Here is a 16,946-nt window from a genome sequence, read left to right as displayed (position 1 = left end):
ATGATGTGCTTCACCCTTGTTACGGGTCGGCCAGCGCGCAATAGGTTCCCCGCTTATCTGGAATTCTTCAGCGCGACATCGATCTCGGTCCCGAAGCGCCGCGTGTAGTCCGAGCGCAGGTGGTCGCCGTCCTTGTAGATCGGCGTGCCGTCGGGCGTGGTCCGGATGCACTGGTCGTCCTTGCACAGCGCCGGCACCGGATCGATGACGATCGCGCCGGTCTTCTGCGCAAGCTCGCGCAGGCGCAGGTAGAGCTGCTTCTGCGCCGGCGGCCAGGGCGTCGTCGGCGTAGAACGGGTGACGTCCATGCGGCCCAGCCGGCTGCCGCCGAGCAGGAGCCGCTTCGGATCGAACTCGTCGCCGATCGGGTTGTCGAGCATCAGGTACACCGTCTTGCGCGCCGCGAGTTCCTTCAGCAGCGATTCCAGCGAGGCGAAGGCCAGCTCGGCACCGTCGCCGCCATTGCGAAAGCCGTGGCGCTTGCGGCCATCGAAGAAGTAGTAGCCCTCGTTGTCGGCCAGCGTGGCACTGGGCAGCGTCTGCTTGACGAAGTAGCAGTTCCAGCAGGCGCCGATCACGACCGCGTCGACGCGGCTGTCGAGCGCCAAGCGGATCATCGCGCTGCGTCGCTTGTCGCAGTCGACGTTCTTGTCCTCGAACACGCCGGGCATCGGCGCGCAGCCGCCCCAGGTCGCGAAGTAGGTGGTGGCCAGTGCGTCGGGCGCCGTGCGTGCGAGCTCGACGGCCCGCGGTCCGTACTGTTCCAGGTGGCTGTCGCCGAACAGCAGCACCGTGCGCGCGCCGTGGCCGATGCGGTAGACCTTCTCGCCATCGACCTCGGCCGGCGCGAGGCCTTCGGGGTAGGTCCAGTCCTTGACGGCAGCCATCACCTGGCCGATGTACGGATCGCCATGCCGCGCCGCGAGCCGCTGCGTGGCAGCCAGCGCGCCGAGCGCCGCGATGACGACCATCGCGATCACCAGCACCCGCAGCACGGCCGCGCGCGCGCTGCGGCGCGCGGCGCGTTCGACGAAGCGATAGCTCAACCACGCCAGCGCGATGCTCGCCAGCACCGCCAGCAAGCGGACCCTGCGATTGGGCGTGCCGTCCTCGAGGATGCGCGCATACACCAGCAGCGGCCAATGCCACAGATAGAGCGGATAGCTGATCAGGCCGAACCCCACCAGCACGCGCGAGGAGAGCAGGCTGCGATTCAGCCATGCCGATGGACCGGCCGCGATGCAGAAGAACGCGCCCAGCGTCGGCAGCAGCGCCCACCAGCCGGGGAATGCGCTGCCGCTGCGGATCAGCACCAGCCCCGATGCGATGAGCAACAGGCCCAGGATCGATTGCAGCCCGCGGCCCCGCGACAGCCACTGCGGCCGGTGCAGCACGATGTACGCGAGCATGCCGCCGACCATCAGCTCCCAGAAGCGCGAGGCCGGCAGGTAGAAGGCCGCGGTCGGATGGCTGTGGATGGTGAGGACGTTGATGCCGAAGGACAGCGCCGCCACCGCGAGGATCACCGCCGGTGGATTCCACTTGCGCAGCCAAGCCAGGCCCAGCAGCAGCGGCCACAGGATGTAGAACTGTTCTTCGACCGCGAGCGACCACAGGTGCAGGAGCGGCTTGGTCTCGGCCGCGTTGTCGAAGTAGCCGGCCTCGCTCCAGAACGCGAAGTTGGAGACAAAGGCCGCGCCCGCTGCCACGTGCTTGCCGAGCTGTTCCCATTCGTCCGCCAGCAGCACGAACCAGCCGAAGGCCAGGCTCGCCGCCAGCACCAGCACCAGCGCCGGGAAGATCCGCTTGATGCGCCGCGCATAGAACGCGCGGTAGCTGAAGCCTTCGCCTTCCAGGCTGCCGATGATGATCGTGCTGATCAGGAAGCCGGAGATGACGAAGAAGATGTCGACGCCGATGAAGCCGCCGCGCAGCCAGTCCGGAAAGGCATGCACGCCGACCACCGACAGCACGGCGATCGCGCGCAGGCCGTCGATGTCGGCGCGGTACTTGGGATGGACCAGGTGGGGAGGGGGCGCCATCCTTTGCGGCTACGCGAGCGTGCCGGCCTCGACGGCGGCGATCAGGCGCGCCGCGGCGGCTTCGGGGTCCGGGTCGGCGACCAGCGCGCGCACCACGGCGACCGAGCCGACGCCGGTGGCAAGCACTTCGGGCAGGCGCGCGGCGTCGATGCCGCCGATGCCCACTTGCGGATAGCCGCGCAGCAGCCGTGCATAGGCCGCGAGCCGCGCCACGCCCTGCGGCGCGGTCGCCATCTGCTTGAGCGTGGTCGGATAGACCGCACCCATCGCGATGTAGCTCGGGCCGACCGCATCGGCGCGCACCATCTCCGCATAGCCGTGCGTGCTGAGCCCCAGGCGCAGGCCCGAGGCACGAAGCGCTTGCAAATCGCCGGGCGCCAGCGCGTCGAGATCTTCCTGCCCGAGGTGCAGGCCGTAGGCGCCGGCCTCGATGGCGGCGCGCCAGTGGTCGTTGATGAAGAGCAGCGCGTCGGTGCCGCGCACGGCGTCGACGGCGGCACGCACCTCGCGCGACACGGCTTGCGCATCGCTCGACTTGAATCGCAATTGCACGGTGGGCACGCCGGCGCGTGCCATGCGGCCGACCCATGCCGCATCGGGCAGCACGGCATAGAGGCCGAGCCTTGGCGGGCAGGGCGGGAAGGCATCGTCGCGCGACGCGGGCGGGAAGGCGCGCAGGCCGAAGTCGACCGGTGATTCGGGCCATGCGCGGGCGTCGAAGTGGCCGGTGCGCTGCGTCTGTGCATGCCAGGCTTGCGCGAGGCACTCGGCATCGACTTCGATGAAGCCGAGCCGTGCGCAGCCTTGCTTCGCGCCGCGATAGACAGCATCGTCCGATGAGAACACGGGCGCGGCGGATGCGGGCGCGGTCTCGCCGAAGCGCGATGCGTGCGCGGCCACGATGGCCTGCGCGAGAACTTGAGGGTCGTTGGTCATGTTCGTGGCTCGTGGCTCATTGCGATGCGGCGTGATGCCAGAACGGCGTGCCCAGCACCGGTGTGCTCGGCTGCGCCGACTCCTGTGCGGCCATGGCGCCCGCGCGGTGCGCATCGCGGCCGGCCTGCACCGCATCGGCGAAGGCGCCCGCCATCGCGACGGGATCTTGCGCCAGCGCGACCGCGCTGTTGAGCAGCACACCGTCATAGCCCCACTCCATCACCTGGCACGCATGCGAGGGCAGGCCGAGGCCGGCATCGACCAGCAGCGGCACATCGAGCCGTTCGCGCAGCACCTGCAAGGCATAGGGATTGACCGGACCGCGGCCGGTGCCGATCGGCGCGGCCCAGGGCATCACGGCCTGGCAGCCGACATCGACCAGCCGCTGGCACAGCACGAGATCCTCGGTGCAATAGGGCAGCACCTGGAAGCCGTCGCGGATCAGCTGCGAGGCCGCATCGACCAGGTTCAGCGTGTCGGGCTGCAGCGTGTAGTCGTCGCCGATCAGTTCGAGCTTGATCCATGGCGTGTCGAACAGCTCGCGCGCCATCTGCGCGGTGGCGATCACTTCCTGCACGCTGTGGCAGCCGGCGGTATTGGGCAGCACCGGCACGTCGAGCCGGCGCAGCAGATCCCAGAAGCCGTTGTCGCCGCCGGCCGCGCCGGGCGTGGCCATCTGCCGGCGCAAGGACGCGGTCAGCATCGCGGGCTTCGCGCGGCGCACCGCGGCTTCGAGCACGTCGGGCGAGGGATAGCGCGCGGTGCCGAGCAGCAGGCGGCTCTGGAAGCTGTGGCCGTAGAGGACCAGCGGGTCGTTGGCGGTGGTGTGGGTGGAGGTCATGGCGCTTCCTCTCTCAGCCGCCCGTGACGGGGCGGATCACTTCGATGCGGTCATCGGGTTGCAGGGCATGCGCTGCGTAGTTCGAGCGCGGCACGAACTGGCGATTCACCGCGGCCGCGAAGGGCGGCTTGGCCTCGATGAGGGCCAGCGCGTCGGCCAGCATCGCGCCGGGCGGCAGCGTGTGGGGCGTGTCGTTGATCAGGACGTTCATGGTGAAGCGGTCGCGAGTTCGGAGGGCAGATCGAAATTGCTCGCCAGCTGCGAATGGCCGGTGGCCAGCAGCTCCATCGCGACATCGAGCATCGCCGGCGCGATCATGAAGCCGTGCCGGTACAGGCCGTTGATCTGCAGCACGCCGGGGCGCGGCTGGCGGAAGGCCGGCAGGTTGTCAGGCAGCGTGGGCCGGCATTGGGTCGCGATCTCGAGAATGCGCGCCTCGGCGAAGCCGCTGTGCACCGCATAGGCCGCGCTCAGCAGCTCGAGCGTCGAGCGCACGCTGGCCGGCGACATGTCCTCCGACTCGATCTCGGTGGCGCCGATCACGAACACCTTGTCGGGTTTGGGCGCGATGTAGAGCGGATAGCGCGGATGCACGAGGCGCGTCGGCCGAACGAGGCCGACCTCGGGTGCGTGCACGCGGATGACCTCGCCGCGCACGCCGCGCACCGCGCTCCATTGCGGGCGCGCGCCGAGGCCGCGGCAGTCGATCACGCGCTCGGGCTGGCCCGCGGCACCGGGTTCGAAGTCGGCGATGGCGCGTGGTGAGTGCCAATACAGGCGCACCCGCGGCGAGGCCTGCAGCGTTGCGAGCAGGGCGGCGAGCAGGCCGCGGTTGTCGAGCTGGCCTTCGTCCGGCAGCAGCAGCCCTTGCGCGAAGCGCCGGCCGATCGACGGCTCCAGCGCGGCGATGCCGGCCGCGTCGAGCGTCTGCATGGCGGGCAGCTCGGGCACGATCTCGGTCGTGTGCGCGAGCAAGCGCGCGAGGCGCGCGGCCTCGGCGGCGTCCTGCCGATGCCACAGCACCAGCGTGCCTTCGCGCTGGAAGAACACCGGCGCGGCCAAGGGTGCGAGCAGCGCCGGCCAGCGTTGCAGTGCGTGGTGTCCCATGCGCACGACCGAGGGCGGCGCGATGGCGGATTCGGCCAGCGGCGCCAGCATCGCGGCGGCCACGCGCGCGGCCGCCCCCTCGGCATCGGGACCACCGGCCTCGAACAGATCGATCTTGCAACCGGCCTGTGCGAGCGTGACCGCGAGCAGCCGGCCCATCAGGCCCGCGCCGAGGATCGCGGCCGAGTCGAAGGGGAAGGTGGGCGTGGCCCCGGGGTGTACGCTATCCATATGACTTCTGCATTTTCACGCTACGCCCGCGTGCTCTCGATCGCCGGCTCCGACAGCGGCGGCGGCGCCGGCATCCAGGCCGACCTGAAGACCTTCGCGGCGCTCGGCTGCTACGGCATGACGGCGATCACCGCGCTCACCGCACAGAACACGCTCGGCGTGACGGGCATTCACGGCGTGCCGCCGGCTTTTCTCAAGGCGCAGATCCAGGCGGTGGTCGAGGACATCGGCGTCGATGCCGTCAAGCTCGGCATGCTGCACGCGCCCGAGATCGTCGAGGTGGTGGCCTGGGCCATCGACCACTACCAGCTGCCCAACGTCGTGCTCGACCCGGTGATGGTCGCCACCAGCGGCGACCGGCTGATCGCCGCCGAGACGGTGCAGGTGCTGGTGCGCGAGCTGTTCCCGCGGGCGGCGGTCGTCACGCCCAACCTGGACGAGGCGGCGCTGCTGATCGGTCATGGCATCGACGGCGTCGATGCGCTCGACGATGCGGCCAGCGAATTGCTGGCACTCGGCGCGCACGCGGTGCTGCTCAAGGGTGGCCATCTGCCGGGCAACGACGTGGTCGATCTGCTGGCGCAGGCCGATGGCGAGCGCTTCCGCTTCGCGTCCGAACGCATCGTGAGCCGCAATCTGCATGGCACCGGATGCACGCTGTCCTCGGCCATCGCGGCGCACCTGGCGCTCGGCCATGCCTTGCCCGAGGCGGTCGAACGCGCGCGAGGCTACGTGGTCGCGGCCATGGCGGCCGGCGCGGACGTGAAGACCGGTGCCGGCCACGGCCCGCTCAACCACGGCTTTGCGCCAGTGCCGACGGTCCGCCTGCCGGCGTCGGGCGCGTGATCCACGCCAGCACGAAGGTGATCGCGAGCGTCGGCAGCGCCGAGCCCCACTGAGGCGCCCACGCCGCCGAGGCGTGGTACACCGCGATGCCGACGATCCAGATCGCGGCGGCCGTGACATCGACACGCCGCGTACCCGTCGACACGACGGCGCTGCCCATGCCGAGCCGTCCGAGGATCACGCCATAGAGCGGCACGAACACCGAGCTCAGCAGCAGCAGGAAGGGTTCGAGCGAATGCATCGGCAGCACCAGCGCGAAGGCGATGCAGGCCACCGCCAGCACCAGTCCCCAGCGCCGCACACTCCAGCGCGGCTGCAGGCTGTGCGCCGACACCGAGCCCGAATAGACATCGCCATAGGCGTTGTCGAGTTCGTCGACCAGGATCAGGCCCAGCGCCATCAGGCCGCCCTGCGCCAGCAGCAGCGCGGCCACGAGATCGGTGCCGGGCTCGGCCACGCTGACCACCATCACGCCGAGCGCATAACACCAGATATTGGCCACCACGTAACCGACCCAGGTGCCGCCGAACGCGCCGCCGAGCCCGCCCGTGCCGCGCTGGCCGTGCCGCGCATAGTCGGCCACCAGCGGCAGCCAGGACGCCGGCATCGCGATCACCAGGTCGAGCGCGCTGAACATGCCCATGCTGCCGTCGCCGGGCCGCGACCAGAACGCATCGAGGCCCTTGGCATGCAGCCGGACCGCGAACTGCCAGCTCAGCCACAGCAGCGACAGCACCACCAGCGGCAGGCCGAAGCGGCTCACGAAACGGCGCACCAGCTTCACCATCGAGCCGGCCAGGAGCGCCAGCAGCACCGCACCCCACAGCAGCGTGGTGAGCAGCGTCCCGAGCGTGCCGCCGAGCGACAGCCAGCCGAAGGCCTGCTTGCCGATGGCTTGCGTGCCCTCACGCATGATCACGATCTCGAAGGTGGTCCAGCCGATCAGCTGCACGATGTTCAGCACCACCGGCAGGCGCGCGAAGGCGCTGCCGTAGGTCGCATGCATCAGGCCGGCGCTCGCGAGGCCGCTCTCGCAGCCGATGCGCGCCGTCCAGGCCAGAAGGCCCGCACCGATGCACGAGCCCAGCACGATCGCGAGCATCGCATCGCGCGTGCCGACCGCCGGCACCAGGTAGGCGCCGATCTGCATCACGAGCAGGCCGACGCCGAGGCTGAACCACAGCGCCATGTGGTCGTGCCAGCGGAAGACGCGGCTCGTTTCGCCGAGCGGCGTCAGCGCTTCGTTCGCGCCGGCGGGTGTCGGGTCGGGTGTGTGTGCCATCCGTTTGCTCCATTGCAAAGAGTTGGCAGGTGGGCGAGGCCATGGCGGTGGGACTGCCACGCGAGACAACGTGACAGCCGCCGGGCCGGCTTCCCTGCGCGAGGATTACCTCAGTCAGGTTCAAAGGGACTCTCTCAGCCGGCCCGCGTTTCGATGCGCGCGCCGGCACCCCTAGCGTTGCTTCGACGGGCGAAGCAGGATAGATTGTAGAACGATGCGCCGACCCGGCTTCAGCGAGGGCTCGTCGATGACCCTGTCTGCAGGTCGTCCCGCGCGACGATCGGCACGCCGAAGCGTCGGGCCAGCCGCCCGAGCGCCCAGATCGCTGCCGTCATCACGCCGGCCAGCGCCAGCCCGGCGATGATGTCGAGCGGGAAATGCACGCCCACGTAGATGCGGGCCCAGCCCGTGAGCACGGCGATCGCCGTGATCGCCAGGCCGAGGTCGCGCAGGGCCGGCCGCATCAGGAAGGCCAGCGCGACGGTGAACATCACGCACGCATGCGCGCTCGGCAGCGAGCCGCGTGCGCCGTGCGCGATGTACCTGGGACTCAGGCCGAGGACGAAGGGGCGCGGCATGTCGATCGCATCGGCCAGCGCGTGGGCCAGCATCGCGGCCAAGACGGCAGCCACCAGGATCGCCATCACGTAGGCGCGCTGCGTCGGGCGGCGCCAGGCGGCCCATCCCATGAGGGCAACGCAGAGCCATGCAGCATGGCGGGCCACCGCCGACGCGAACCACAGCGCCCACGGGTCGGGCGCATGGCCGGCGCCGATCCATTCGAAGAGCGCGAGGTTCAGCGGCTCCACAAGGCCCCGCGGAAAGACGGAAACGGGGCGTTGCGACGACGGCTGGACATCGGCCGATCATAAGGAACGCCGCATGTCGGCAACATGAATGCGGGGTTCACCGCGCGTTCAGGTGCGTGCGCGCCTTGCCGCGCGTCGGGCGCAGTCGCCTAGTGACTCACGCCGAGCAGCGTGTGCAGCCGTGTGCTGGTGGTGGTGTATTGCAGCGGCACGGAACGGCCGGGGAACACGATCTCGGTGGCGCCCCAGGCCGCCAGCGTGGCCTCGTGGAAGCCGCAGACGATGAGCTTCTTCTTGCCCGGGTAGGTGTTGATGTCGCCGACCGCGAAGACGCCGCGCTCGCGCGTCTGGAACTGCTGCGTGTCCACCGGCACCTGCTTGCGTTCGAGTTCGAGGCCCCAGTTCGCGATCGGGCCGAGGCGCGGCGAGATGCCGAGGCAGCCGATCAGCGCATCGAGCGCCAGCGTCACGGTCTGCGCGTCGGGCGTCGTGACCTGCAGCGCACCGCCGTCGAAGGCCGAAGGCTGGCCGACCACGAGCCGGATCGCGCCGGCCGCGATGCGCGCGCGCAGCGCCGCCACGGTCGCCTCGTCGGCCTGGAAGGCATCGCGCCGATGCAGCAGCGTGACCTCTGCAGCGAGGCCCGCGAGCGCCAGTGCGGTGTCGAGCGCCACGTCGTCGCCGCCCTGGACCACCACCGCCTGTCCCGCGAAGCGATCGAGCGCCTCGGGATGGTAGAAAAGCCGCGAGCCCTCGAAGCGCTCGATGCCTTCGAGGGCGATGCGCTTGGGCACGAAGGCGCCGACGCCGGCGGCGATGAAGACGGTCCTGGCGAGGAAGGTGCTGCCCGCCGAAGTGCTCAGCAGCAGGCGCTCGTCACCCTGGCGCTCGAGCGTCGCGACCTGTTCGCCGAAATGGAAGCCGGGCTTGAAGGGCGCGATCTGCTGCAGCAGCGATTCCGCGAGGCCGCGGCCCGTGGTGACGGGCGTGCCGGGGATGTCGTAGATCGGCTTGTCGCCATAGAGCTCGACGCACTGGCCGCCCGCGCGGGGCAGCGCATCGACGATGTGGCAGGCGATTTCGAGCAGGCCGAGCTGGAAGGCCTGGAACAGGCCGACCGGACCGGCGCCGATGATGAGCGCGTCGGTCTCGATCGGCGCGGAGGCGGGCTTCAGCGCACCAACTCCCCGATCTTGTCGGTCTTGTCTTTCCACTCGTCGGCGTCGGGCAGCGCGGGCTTGCGCTTGGTGATGCTCTTCCAGCCGTCGGCCAGCGCGAGCTCGGCGTTGATCTTGATGAAGGCCATCTGGTTGGCCGGCAGGTCTTCCTCGGCGTAGATCGCGTTGACGGGGCACTCGGGGATGCAGACCGCGCAATCGATGCATTCGTCGGGATCGATCACCAGCATGTTCGGCCCCTCGCGGAAGCAATCCACGGGGCACACGTCGACGCAGTCGGTGTATTTGCAGCGGATGCAGGATTCGGAGACGACGTGGGTCATGGTCTTGGCAAGCGAGAGAGAAGAGGCGGGAAGCCCGCGATTTTAGGCGTTTGCGGCGGCGGGCCTTACCAGCACCGCCGCCGAGGTCTTGTGCGACGCGGTGTCGACCAGCACCAGCGAACCGAGCGCGCGCGATTGGGTGAAGGGCAGCACCGCGAGCGGCTGCTGCAGCGACAGCACGACATCGCCGATCGCATTGGCTTCGAGCTGGGTCGCCGCTTCGGATTCGAGCGTCGTGATGTTCACGCGATCGACGATGCGCGCCACCTTGGCCTTGACCCAGCGGTGGCCCTGCAGCGCCCAGTAGACGCGGCCTGCGGTCAGCGGCTCGTCGTCCAGCCAGGCGATGGTGGCGGTGATCTCGCGCGTCGCCTCGAACGCATCGGGCGCCAGCAGCCAGTCGCCGCGCGACACGTCGACCTCGCGATCGAGCACGATGCCGGCGCTGTGGCCCGCATGCACGGTCTTCGGCTTGCGCGTGTGGCTCAGCACCTGCGCGACGGTCGCGGTCTGCCGGCTCGGCAGCACGGTGATGCGCTGGCCCGGCTCGACATGGCCGCTGGCCACGCGGCCCCAGAACACGCGCCGGCCTTGCGAGGTGTCAGCCGACGACGAGAACTTCTCGACCCATTGCACCGGGAAGGCGAAAGGCACCGCTTCGTCCTGCGCGGTGACGGGCAGCTGCTCGAGCAGTTCGAGCAGGCTCGGCCCTTCGTAGCCGCACCAGTCCGCATGGCGCGTGGCCACGTTCCAGCCCTTGAGCGCGGAGATCGGCACCGTGGCGGCGACCTGCACGCCCGCGGCATCGGCAAAGGCGGCCAGCGCGGCACCGATGCGTTCGAACGCGAGTTCGGCATTGTCGATCGCGTCGAGCTTGTTGACCGCGAAGACGATCGACTGCACGCGCAGCAGATGGCACAGCAGCGTGTGGCGGCGCGTCTGCGGCAGCAACTCGCGCTTCACCACCTCGCCGTCCTCGACCTCCGCGGCCCAGGCCAGCTTGGTCGCGTCGACCAGCACCACGGCGGCATCGGCACTCGACGCGGCCGTGACCATGTTGCGCGTGTACTGCTCATGGCCCGGTGCATCGCCGATCACGAACTTGCGCTTTGCGGTCGAGAAATACCGGTACGCCACGTCGATCGTGATGCCTTGTTCGCGCTCCGCCGACAACCCGTCCGTCAGCAGCGCCAGATCCGTCTCGCCGCTGCGCTGCACACCGGCCAGCTGGTCCTGCAGAACGGCCTTGCTATCGACGAGGAGCCGCCCGATCAACGTGCTCTTGCCATCGTCCACGCTGCCGCAGGTGATGAAGCGCAGCGCCGCCCCCGTGTCGGCCGGGACCTGAATGGGCGTGTGGGTCGGAGAAGTAGTCAAGTTCATATCCACTCTGCGCAATGCTGCGCTCTTCAGTTCGTGAAACACCGCGGAACCGGCTCCGCCGGGCCGCTGGTGTTGCCCCCGGTAGGGGGTGGGCGGCCACACGAAGTGGGCAAGCCTGGGGGCGAGCTAGAAGTACCCGTCTTTCTTGCGCTTTTCCATGGAGGCGTCCGACGTCTTGTCATCCATGCGCGTCGCGCCGCGCTCGCTCACGTCGGCCGCCAGCGTTTCGATCACCACCTCGGCCGCATCGGACGCCAGGCTCTCAACGGGGCAGGTGCAAGTAATGTCGCCCACGGTGCGAAAGCGCACGTCGCGCAGTTCGACCTTCTCGCCGTCGCGCGGCGGCGTGAGCTCGGTGACCGGCACCAGGAGCCCGCGGCGCTCGACCACCTGGCGCTGATGGGTGTAGTAGATCGAGGGCAGCGCGATATGTTCGCGCTCGATGTACTGCCACACATCCAGCTCGGTCCAGTTCGAGATCGGGAACACGCGGAAATGCTCACCCGGCGCCAGGCGCGTGTTGAACAGTGTCCACAGTTCGGGGCGCTGATCCTTGGGCTGCCATTGGCCAAAACTGTCGCGGTGCGAAAAGATGCGCTCCTTGGCGCGTGCCTTCTCTTCATCGCGGCGCGCGCCGCCGATCAGCGCATCGAAATGAAATTCCTCGATGGCTTCGAGCAGCGTGACCGACTGGTGCACGTTGCGCGATTCGCCCGGATGCGCGAGCCGCACGGTGCCGCGCCGCATCGAGTCCTCCACGCTGCGAACGATCAGCTTCGCATCCAGCTCCACCGCGCGCGCATCGCGAAAGGCCGTCACTTCGGGGAAGTTGTGGCCGGTGTCGATCATCAGCAGCGGGTACGGAATGCGGCCGGTGCCGAAGGCCTTCTCGGCGCACTTGAGCAGCACCAGCGAATCCTTGCCGCCCGAGAAGAGCAGGGTCGGCCGCTCGAACGACGCCGCGACTTCGCGCAGGATGAAGATCGTCTCTTCCTCGAGCGCGTCGAGTTGCGTGTTGGACAGGCGCGCCAGCGAAGGCGTCGTTTGCAGCAGCAGGTCGTGTTCGGTGCGGGCGTTCATGAAAAAGCGGTGGTCAGTTCGGGATGGCACGGATGGGAATGGCACGGTTCGGCAGCGGCGAGACGGCAGAAACGGCAGACTGGGATTCGAACGCGGCCGGCTCCTCGCCTTCGTGGCTGCCGTCGGCGGCGACATGCAGGCCGCATTCCTTGGCGCTTTCCTGTTCCCACCACCAGCGGCCCGAGCGGAAGTCCTCGCCGAGGGTCACGGCGCGCGTGCAGGGCGCGCAGCCGATGCTCGGATAGAACTGGTCGTGCAGCGGGTTGTAGGGCACCTCGTGCAACGCGATGTAGTGCCACACGTCGCCCCAGGTCCAACGCGCCAGCGGGTTGACCTTGACGCGCTCGGGCTGCTGCTCGATGAACTCGACCTCGGCGCGCGCGCCCGATTGCTCCCGGCGCAGGCCCGTGATCCAGCCGCGCCGGCCCGCGAGGGCGCGCTCCAGCGGCTCCATCTTGCGGATGTGGCAGCAGGCCTTGCGCAGGTCGAGGCTGCGGTACATGGCTTCCTCGCCGTTGGCCGCGACGAAGGCGGCCGCGGCCGCCTCGACCGGGCGATAGATGTCGACCTGGCGGCCGTAGTGCGTCTGCAGCGTGTCGAGCAGGCCCAGCGTCTCTGCGTGCAGCTTGCCGGTCTCCAGCACGAAGATGCCGGACGCGATGCCGTGGTGCTGCAACAGGTCGGTCACCACCATGTCCTCGGCGCCGAGGCTGGAGGCTTGCGTGATCGGTGCGAACTCGTCCGCTGCGCGGCGCAGCAACGCGACGCTTTCGGCGAGCCTGGCATCGAAATCGGCAGAGGCCTTCGCGTAGAGCGAGATGGCGTTCATCGAAGGCAGGCTCAAGCGGCGGCTCCCGCTTCATCGCGATGGCGGAACAGCGGCGTGGAGGCCACGTCGCCCTGGTAGAAGTCACCGAAGCGGTCGAACTGGCGCTGGGCATCGGAGGCGTCCACGCCTTCCTTGAGCACCGCGCTCGAGAAGCCGCTGCGCTGCATCTGCACCAGCTGGTCGATCAGCACGTCGCCGGTGGCGCGGATGTCGCCCTTGAAGCCGAGCCGGCGGCGCAGCAGGTAGGCCTGGCTGAAGGCGCGGCCATCGGTGAACTTCGGGAAGTTCAGGTCGATGCGCTGCACGTCGTTCAGGCACACCTCGATGGCCAGCGGGTCGGCATCGTTGGCGATCTGCAGCACGCTCGGGTCGCCGTCGTCCACGTGGTCCTCGGCCGCGATCAGTTGAAGCGTCCTGTTCATGCGGCCTCCTCGACCTTGAAGCGCGCGCCGTTGGCGGCCGCCTTGAAGGGGTCCATGCCGACGCGGCGCAAAGTGTCGATGAAGCTCTCGCCCGCGTTGCGCGTGTCGCGGTAGGTGTTGAGCACGGCTTCCACCACGTCCGGCACCTCGGCCGCCGAGAACGACGGGCCGACCACCTTGCCGGGCAGGGCCGGACCATTGCGCGCGGCGCCATCGGAGCCGCCGAGCGTGACCTGGTACCACTCCTTGCCGTCCTTGTCGACGCCGAGGATGCCGATGTGGCCGCTGTGATGGTGGCCGCAGGAGTTGATGCAGCCGCTGATGTGCAGGTCGATCTCGCCCAGGTCGTCGAGTTCGTCGAGGTCCTGGTAGCGCTCGGTGATGGCGGCCGCGATCGGGATCGAGCGCGCATTGGCCAGCGAGCAGAAGTCGCCGCCCGGGCAGGAGATCATGTCGGTCAGCAGATGGATGTTGGGGCTGGCGAAGCCGGCCTCGCGGGCGGCGAGCCACAATGCGTGCAGGTCTTCGGCATGGACCCACGCCAGCAGCAGGTTCTGTTCGTGCGTGACGCGGGCCTCGCCGGCGCTGAAGCGGTCGGCGAGCTGGGCCGCGGCCTCGAGCTGGCTGGCCGATGCGTCGCCCGGCGCCTGGCCGAGGCGCTTGAACGACAGCGTGACGGCGCGCAGCGCCGGGTTCTTGTGCGGCGCCACATTGCGATGCAGCCAGCGCGCGAACTGCGGGTCTTCATCGGCCTGGGCGCGCAGCGCAGCATGGGTTTCCTCGGCGCTGCGGAACACGCGCGCGGCGAGCGTCGGCGTCACGAAGCTCGCGCTCACGCGGTCGAGTTCGGCCTGCGTGATGGTGTGCGGCGCGCCGTCGCGCTCGATCACCTGCTTGTACTCGGCCTCGACGTCGTCGATGTAGCGCTGGCCTTCGGCCTTGACGAGGATCTTGATGCGCGCCTTCCAGACGTTGTCGCGCCGGCCGTAGCGGTTGTAGACCCGGATCACGGCTTCCAGGTAGTTCATGAGCTGGTCCCAGGGCAGGAACTCGCGCACCACGGTGCCGATGATCGGTGTGCGGCCCATGCCGCCGCCGACCTTGACGCGGAAGCCGAGCTCGCCGGCCTCGTTCCTGTAGAGCTGCAGGCCGACGTCATACCAGCCGGTGGCAACGCGGTCTTCCACGGCGCCGGTGACGGCGATCTTGAACTTGCGCGGCAGGAAGGCGAATTCGGGGTGCAGCGTGCTCCACTGCCGCATGATCTCGGCGAAGGGACGCGGGTCGGCGATCTCGTCGACGGCGATGCCGGCGAGCTCGTCGCTGGTGATGTTGCGGATGCAGTTGCCGCTGGTCTGGATGCCGTGCATGTCGACGGTGGCCAGCAGATCCATCACGTCGGCCGACTTGGCGAGCGGGATCCAGTTGTATTGCACGTTGGTGCGCGTGGTGAAGTGCGCATAGTGCGTCGGCAGCTTCACGCTGCCCAGCTTGCCCTGGATCTCGTTCGCGTTGCGGTAGAGCTCGGCTTCGGGCGCGTCGTACTCGCGGGCGATCTTCGCCAGCACCCGCAGGCGCGCGCTGGAGAGTTCGCCGTAGGGCACGGCCACGCGCAGCATCGGCGCGTAGCGCTGGACGTACCAGCCGTTCTGCAGGCGCAGCGGCCGGAACTGTTCTTCGGCGAGCTTGCCGCTCTGCCAGCGCTCAAGTTGGTCACGGAACTGCGCGGCCCGCAGGCGCACGAACTGGCGGTCGAAATCTGTGTATTGGTACATGTGTTCAGTCTGGCTGGAAGACCATGCGTCCATGGCCCGTCAACGTGAGGCAGGACTGTAGGTGCGAGCCTTATGGAACCAAACTATTTTTTGGTTCGCGCTTTATGCGGATAAGCTTATTCGCCAGCATCCATGCGGGTTGCGGGGCGATGGAGGGCCTTTTTCGGATAAGGCCGCACGTCGGGCTTCCATGCCGCGCGGCGCGGCCTGAGCGCGCAGGCGGCCGGCGGCCCTAAAGGCTGCCGCGCGGCGCGGCGAAGGTGTCCTGGATATCTTCCTGGATATCTTCCAGGCCTCGCCCGCGGGTCTCGATGCCGCTGCGCACCAGCATCACCGCCGCAGCGGCCATCGGCACCGCGATCAGCAGGGCCGACATGGCGAAATGCCCGAACACGCCGAGCACGCCGAAGCCCGCGCCCAGGATGCCGCCGAACTTGGAGCTGGCCGCGATCACGCCCGACCCCGTGCCGCGCAGGTGCACCGGATAGATCTCGGCCGCGTAGGGGATCAGCATCGCGATCACGCCGCTCGAACTCACGAGCAGCAGGGCGGTCGTCAGCACCATCGCGAGGCTGGACTGCACCTGCGCCAGGCCGAGCCCGAAGAACACCAGGAGCGTCGCCGCGGTGAGCACGATGAACAGCACCAGCGCCTTGATGCTGCTCCAGCGGTGGTAGAGCCAGATCACCACGCCGATGCCCGGCAGCGCCAGCAGCGCGGAGCGCGCGAGCAGGGCGCTGGCCGCGGTCGGGTCCATGCCCATGCTGCCCAGGTTGGTCGGCAGCCACAGCACGAAGCCGAAGTTCACTAGGCCCCAGGCCACGCCGCAGACCACCAGGCCCCAGGTGATGCGGCCATGGCTGCCGCGCAGCAGTTGCATCAGGCCGCCCGACGGTTCTTCCGGTTCGACCACGACCGGCGCGGGGCCGGCCGCGCCCGCACCGGCCGCCTGGCCGCCGGCAAAGCGCGCGAGCACGGCGCGGGCTTCGTTGGCCAGCCCGGCGTTCGAGAGGAAGCGCGGCGACTCCGGGATGTAGCGGCCGAGAAAGACGATCAGCAGGCCCGTCGGCAGCCCGAGCAGCCACAGCGCGCGCCAGCTGAACTCGGGCACCAGCAAGGCTGCCGACCAGGCCGCCAGCAGGTAGCCGGCCGAGGTGCCGACGCCGCCGAGCGCCACCAGCATCCAGCCGCGGTGCGCTGCGGGGACCGTCTCCGCCATCAGCGTGAAGGTGATCGGCAGCAGCCCGCCGGCCGACGCCCCCATCAGGAAGCACATCGCGAGGTTCCAGCCGAAGGCCGGCATCGCGCCGCAGATCGCGGTGCCGATGAACATCAGCGCCGACAGCAGGATCGCCGAACGCCGGCCGAAGATGTCGGCCAGCCGCCCCCACACGACGGAACCCACCGTGGTGCCGATGAGCGCGACCAGCGCGAGCACGCCTGCCGTTTCCTTGCTGATCGCGTACTCGTGCGTCATGCCCGGCATCACGAAGCCCAGCGTGGCCGGCTTGAGCACATCGACGGCCAGCGCGACGACCAGCACGCCCACCAGCTTCCAGTGCTCGCCGTTGAGCGGCACGCCGTCGGCCAGATGGAACTGCAGGTGGCTGTCGCCGTGCAGGCTCTTCTGCATCTGCGCAATGCGCGGCATCAGCCCGTAGGCCGACAGCAGCACGCCGAGCGGGATCATCGCCATGCCGGTCAGCATGGTGGTGTCCATCTCCATGCCGACCATCTGGTAGCCGGTGTAGCGGCCCATCAGGAACATCGGCACATGCGCGAGCACGCCGCCGATGATGGCGATGCAGCCGATCCAGAAGGCGAGGGGATGGTGGAAGTTGAAGTTCTGGGGTTTCACGTTG

At 69.1% G+C, this 16,946-nt stretch carries 16 protein-coding genes and 1 riboswitch; of the genes, 1 reads left to right on the top strand and 15 read right to left on the bottom strand.

What is annotated here, in order from left to right; all coding sequences use genetic code 11:
• Positions 1 to 53 precede the first annotated feature (53 nt).
• Genes E5P2_RS14250 through E5P2_RS14230 form a run of 5 tightly spaced genes read right to left on the bottom strand, consistent with a single transcriptional unit; the run spans position 54 to position 5,157 of the window.
• Positions 54 to 2,042 carry an acyltransferase family protein gene (locus E5P2_RS14250; protein ID WP_162567794.1) on the bottom strand — a complete coding sequence of 663 codons (1,989 nt, stop codon included), beginning with the start codon at positions 2,040 to 2,042 and terminating at the stop codon, positions 54 to 56.
• 9 nt (positions 2,043 to 2,051) lie between these two features.
• Positions 2,052 to 2,978: a thiamine phosphate synthase gene (locus tag E5P2_RS14245; protein WP_162567793.1), complete on the bottom strand. Its 927-nt coding sequence runs from the start codon at positions 2,976 to 2,978 to the stop codon at positions 2,052 to 2,054.
• 16 nt (positions 2,979 to 2,994) lie between these two features.
• The gene (locus E5P2_RS14240; protein ID WP_162567792.1) at positions 2,995 to 3,819 is read right to left on the bottom strand and encodes a thiazole synthase; all 825 of its coding nucleotides are present in this window, start codon (positions 3,817 to 3,819) and stop codon (positions 2,995 to 2,997) included.
• A gap of 13 nt (positions 3,820 to 3,832) precedes the next feature.
• A complete protein-coding gene (gene thiS / locus E5P2_RS14235) occupies positions 3,833 to 4,030 on the bottom strand; it encodes a sulfur carrier protein ThiS (RefSeq protein WP_162567791.1) in 198 nt (65 codons plus the stop codon).
• The gene (locus tag E5P2_RS14230) at positions 4,027 to 5,157 is read right to left on the bottom strand and encodes an FAD-dependent oxidoreductase (RefSeq protein WP_162567790.1); all 1,131 of its coding nucleotides are present in this window, start codon (positions 5,155 to 5,157) and stop codon (positions 4,027 to 4,029) included. The genes thiS and E5P2_RS14230 overlap by 4 nt, the downstream gene beginning before the upstream one ends.
• Between E5P2_RS14230 and thiD the strand changes: the two genes are divergently transcribed.
• Entirely contained in the window at positions 5,158 to 6,003 is an 846-nt protein-coding gene (gene thiD / locus E5P2_RS14225) for a bifunctional hydroxymethylpyrimidine kinase/phosphomethylpyrimidine kinase (protein ID WP_162567789.1), read from the top strand.
• Here thiD and E5P2_RS14220 read toward each other — a convergent pair.
• The 10 genes from E5P2_RS14220 to E5P2_RS14175 all read right to left on the bottom strand — a co-directional run bounded on the left by E5P2_RS14220 (position 5,948) and on the right by E5P2_RS14175 (position 16,942).
• On the bottom strand, positions 5,948 to 7,285 hold the full coding sequence (locus tag E5P2_RS14220; protein ID WP_162567788.1) for a purine-cytosine permease family protein: 1,338 nt from the start codon (positions 7,283 to 7,285) through the stop codon (positions 5,948 to 5,950). The genes thiD and E5P2_RS14220 overlap by 56 nt on opposite strands.
• Positions 7,286 to 7,359: 74 nt before the next feature.
• Positions 7,360 to 7,468: riboswitch (TPP riboswitch) on the bottom strand.
• A 47-nt stretch (positions 7,469 to 7,515) separates the two neighbouring features.
• Positions 7,516 to 8,094: a phosphatase PAP2 family protein gene (locus tag E5P2_RS14215; protein ID WP_162567787.1), complete on the bottom strand. Its 579-nt coding sequence runs from the start codon at positions 8,092 to 8,094 to the stop codon at positions 7,516 to 7,518.
• A gap of 149 nt (positions 8,095 to 8,243) precedes the next feature.
• Positions 8,244 to 9,308 carry an NAD(P)/FAD-dependent oxidoreductase gene (locus E5P2_RS14210; RefSeq protein WP_162567786.1) on the bottom strand — a complete coding sequence of 355 codons (1,065 nt, stop codon included), beginning with the start codon at positions 9,306 to 9,308 and terminating at the stop codon, positions 8,244 to 8,246.
• Positions 9,266 to 9,595, bottom strand: a complete 330-nt coding sequence (fdxA, locus tag E5P2_RS14205; protein ID WP_162567785.1) for a ferredoxin FdxA — start codon at positions 9,593 to 9,595, stop codon at positions 9,266 to 9,268. The genes E5P2_RS14210 and fdxA overlap by 43 nt, the downstream gene beginning before the upstream one ends.
• A 42-nt stretch (positions 9,596 to 9,637) precedes the next feature.
• Positions 9,638 to 10,978: a sulfate adenylyltransferase subunit 1 gene (locus E5P2_RS14200; RefSeq protein WP_162567784.1), complete on the bottom strand. Its 1,341-nt coding sequence runs from the start codon at positions 10,976 to 10,978 to the stop codon at positions 9,638 to 9,640.
• Between the two features lie 126 nt (positions 10,979 to 11,104).
• Entirely contained in the window at positions 11,105 to 12,058 is a 954-nt protein-coding gene (cysD, locus tag E5P2_RS14195) for a sulfate adenylyltransferase subunit CysD (protein WP_162567783.1), read from the bottom strand.
• Positions 12,059 to 12,071: 13 nt separating this feature from the next.
• The gene (locus E5P2_RS14190; protein WP_162570493.1) at positions 12,072 to 12,887 is read right to left on the bottom strand and encodes a phosphoadenylyl-sulfate reductase; all 816 of its coding nucleotides are present in this window, start codon (positions 12,885 to 12,887) and stop codon (positions 12,072 to 12,074) included.
• Between the two features lie 11 nt (positions 12,888 to 12,898).
• Positions 12,899 to 13,309 (bottom strand): DUF934 domain-containing protein, encoded by a 411-nt coding sequence (locus E5P2_RS14185; RefSeq protein ID WP_162567782.1) that lies wholly within the window; start codon positions 13,307 to 13,309, stop codon positions 12,899 to 12,901.
• Complete coding sequence (locus E5P2_RS14180; protein ID WP_162567781.1) at positions 13,306 to 15,084, bottom strand: nitrite/sulfite reductase; 1,779 nt, start codon at positions 15,082 to 15,084, stop codon at positions 13,306 to 13,308. Before E5P2_RS14180 ends, E5P2_RS14185 begins: the two co-directional genes overlap by 4 nt.
• A gap of 232 nt (positions 15,085 to 15,316) precedes the next feature.
• On the bottom strand, positions 15,317 to 16,942 hold the full coding sequence (locus tag E5P2_RS14175) for an MFS transporter (RefSeq protein ID WP_162567780.1): 1,626 nt from the start codon (positions 16,940 to 16,942) through the stop codon (positions 15,317 to 15,319).
• Positions 16,943 to 16,946: the final 4 nt, after the last annotated feature.

Source organism: Variovorax sp. SRS16 (assembly GCF_901827165.1).
In the GTDB taxonomy this organism is placed as follows: Bacteria; Pseudomonadota; Gammaproteobacteria; order Burkholderiales; family Burkholderiaceae_C; genus Variovorax.
This window is presented reverse-complemented; position numbering and strand designations above follow the sequence as displayed.